This window comes from uncultured Thiodictyon sp. (assembly GCF_903828115.1).
Classification (GTDB): Bacteria; Pseudomonadota; Gammaproteobacteria; order Chromatiales; family Chromatiaceae; genus Thiodictyon.
On sequence record NZ_CAIKKU010000207.1, the window covers coordinates 1 to 1,993 of the forward strand.

Genomic DNA, 1,993 nt, shown 5'->3' on the forward strand with positions numbered 1-1,993 from the left:
CAGGTGGCCGCCGGTCTGTGACACACAGTCGATCAGGAAACTGCGCAGTTCGCCCGCGAGTTGCTGTAACTGGGGCTCGGCGAGGGCGCGCAGGTCCGCGGGGCTGTCGATGGAATGGAGCAGCGGGTGCCGGTGAGGCATAGTGGTCGGTGGTCTCGCTAGCGGCGCCGGTCGGTCGTGGCCGACGGTAGCGTCCTAGTGTAGTCCAACAGCCCCGGCGGGGCACAGTTGAACATAACTGCAGGGGTCGCAGGGTCTACGCCCTGTCTAAGTTCCTGCGGCTTGCTCAATGGCCCAGGTAGGTGTCGGGTGTGGCGCTTGGCGTCACTTCGGCAGCCGACAAGGGCGCCGGGGCGGCGATCCGCGGCCCCTCCTGGACCACGAAGTCACGGAAGGCACGGGCGGCGGGCGAGAGCCGCTTGCCGCGCCGGTAGACCAGGTGCCACTTGCGCGCCAGCGGGAAGCCCACCACGTCCAGGACCTTGAGGCGGCTGGTCTCCAGCTCCAGTTCGATGGTGTGCAGGGAGACGACGCTGAGTCCCAGCCCGGAGCGGACCGCTTGCTTCACCGCCTCGTTGCGGGTCATCTGCATGCCGTGGCGGATGGTCAGTCCCTGTTCCTTGAAAAATCGCTCCATCGCCTGACGGGTCCCGGAGCCCGGCTCGCGCATCACGAAGACCTCACCCGTCAGGCGTGCCGTCGGGATCAGCCGCTCACTGACCAGGGGGTGGGTGGGCGGGGCGATGACCACCAGCGGGTTCTCCATGAAGGACTCGGATTCCACGTCGATGTCGGTGGGCGGCTGCCCCATGACGGCGATGTCGATGCTGTTGCTGTCGAGCAGGCGCATCAGGGTCTCGCGGTTGGTCACGTCCAGCCGCGGGGTGATGCCCGGGTAGCGCAGGTGGAAAACCGCCAGCAGGCGCGGGGCGAAATAGTTGACGGTGCTGGCCACGGCCACATGTAGACGGCCACGGTTGACGCCCTTCAGGGACTGCATGACCTCGTCCATCTCCTGGAGCGAGCGGTTGATGCTGCGGCTGTAGGTGTAGACCTCGCGTCCGGCCTCGGTCAGGCCGATCCCCTTGCCCAGGCGCTCGAAGAGCGGCAGCCCCGCCGCCTCCTCCAACTGGCGGACCTGCATGGAGACGGCCGGCTGGCTCAGGTGCAATTCCTCGGCGGCGCGGGTGTAGCTCAGGTGCCGCGCGACCGCCTCGAAGACCCGGAGCTGACGCAGGGTCAGGTGCATGGATGTTCTCCAGTGGTGGGGAGGGCGGCCCGTCGACGCGCGCGAGGACTGTCTCCCACGCCGGCACGCGCACGCCCAGACATAAGCCTTAGCTTATCTGATCCATAAAATACTTAGAATGTACTTATGCTAAAAATCCAGGTAATTTACCGGCTCAGTGGATGCGCGGCGCCTTTGCGACCCACCGGGCCGGACGGCTGGCCCCCCGCACCACTGAAACGATCCCGGCTATCTTAACCCTCCAGGAAAAAAATCCATGTCGCTTGACCAGTCCGCGCGCTACTCCGACCTCAGCCTGACCGAAGCCGACCTGATCGCGGGCGGCAAGCATATCCTCGTCGCCTACCGGATGAAGCCCAAGCCCGGTCACGGCTACCTGGAGGCCGCCGCGCACTTCGCCGCCGAGTCCTCCACCGGCACCAACGTCGAGGTCTCCACCACGGACGACTTCACCAAGGGGGTCGACGCGCTGGTCTACTACATCGACGAGGCGACCGAGGATATGCGCATCGCCTATCCGATCGAGCTGTTCGACCGGAACATGACCGACGGGCGCATGATGATCGTGTCCTTCCTGACGCTGGTCATCGGCAACAACCAGGGCATGGGCGACATCGAGCACGGCAAGATCTACGATTTCTACATGCCCGAGCGTGCTATCCAGTTGTTCGACGGCCCCGCTATGGACATCACCGACCTGTGGCGCATCCTCGGCCGCCCGATGAAGGACGGCGGCTTCATCGC

The 1,993-nt window shown here is 65.4% G+C and carries 2 protein-coding genes and 1 pseudogene; 1 reads left to right on the forward strand and 2 read right to left on the reverse strand.

Features of this window, described 5'->3' with window-relative positions; translation table 11 throughout:
* Both QZY48_RS07635 and QZY48_RS07640 read right to left on the reverse strand, forming a co-directional pair.
* Positions 1-141 (reverse strand): 1-deoxy-D-xylulose-5-phosphate synthase N-terminal domain-containing protein (locus tag QZY48_RS07635; RefSeq protein ID WP_295429766.1); only part of this gene is annotated, 141 nt, incomplete at its 3' end.
* 145 nt (positions 142-286) lie between these two features.
* The gene (locus tag QZY48_RS07640; RefSeq protein WP_295429763.1) at positions 287-1,249 is read right to left on the reverse strand and encodes a LysR family transcriptional regulator; all 963 of its coding nucleotides are present in this window, start codon (positions 1,247-1,249) and stop codon (positions 287-289) included.
* Positions 1,250-1,505: 256 nt separating this feature from the next.
* Between QZY48_RS07640 and QZY48_RS07645 the strand changes: the two are divergent.
* Positions 1,506-1,993, forward strand: a pseudogene (locus tag QZY48_RS07645) (ribulose 1,5-bisphosphate carboxylase); the annotation flags it as partial.

Coding starts and splice junctions, on each gene's coding strand:
- QZY48_RS07640 (WP_295429763.1), bottom strand. CDS start 1,249: ATGCACCTGACCCTGCGTCAGCTCCGGGTCTTCGAGGCGGTCGCGCGG.